This is a genomic window from Variovorax sp. Soil_C_39 (assembly GCF_057656815.1).
In genome coordinates this window covers 1-550 of the sequence record NZ_JBDGJQ010000042.1, presented here as the reverse complement: position 1 = coordinate 550, position 550 = coordinate 1, and the positions used below count along the sequence as shown (strand labels likewise).

The window sequence follows — 550 nt, the reverse complement described above, 5'->3', positions numbered from 1 at the left end:
TCGCCTTCGAGGGCGAGCTTGGCCGAGCCATGGATGATCGGGGTGTCGTCGCCAGGGAACTCGTACTTGTCGAGGAGTTCGCGCACTTCCATTTCGACCAGCTCGAGCAGCTCCTTGTCGTCGACCATGTCGCACTTGTTCAGGAACACGATGATGTAGCCCACACCCACCTGGCGCGCCAGCAGGATGTGCTCGCGGGTCTGGGGCATCGGGCCGTCAGCGGCCGAGCACACGAGGATGGCGCCGTCCATCTGGGCAGCGCCGGTGATCATGTTCTTCACGTAGTCGGCGTGGCCGGGGCAGTCGACGTGTGCGTAGTGGCGGTTGGCCGTCTCGTACTCGACGTGGGCCGTGTTGATCGTGATGCCGCGGGCCTTTTCTTCGGGCGCAGCATCGATGTCGGCGTAGTTCTTGGCTTCGCCGCCGAACTTGGCCGACAGCACCGTGGCGATCGCCGCCGTCAGCGTGGTCTTGCCGTGGTCGACGTGACCGATCGTGCCCACGTTCACGTGCGGCTTGGTGCGGGTGAATTTACCTTTTGCCATTTTTC

The 550-nt window shown here is 63.5% G+C and carries 1 protein-coding gene; it reads right to left on the bottom strand.

Features of this window, described 5'->3' with window-relative positions:
* Positions 1-545 (bottom strand): GTP-binding protein (locus AC3A6J_RS28010; protein WP_487863273.1); only part of this gene is annotated, 545 nt, incomplete at its 3' end.
* Positions 546-550: the final 5 nt, after the last annotated feature.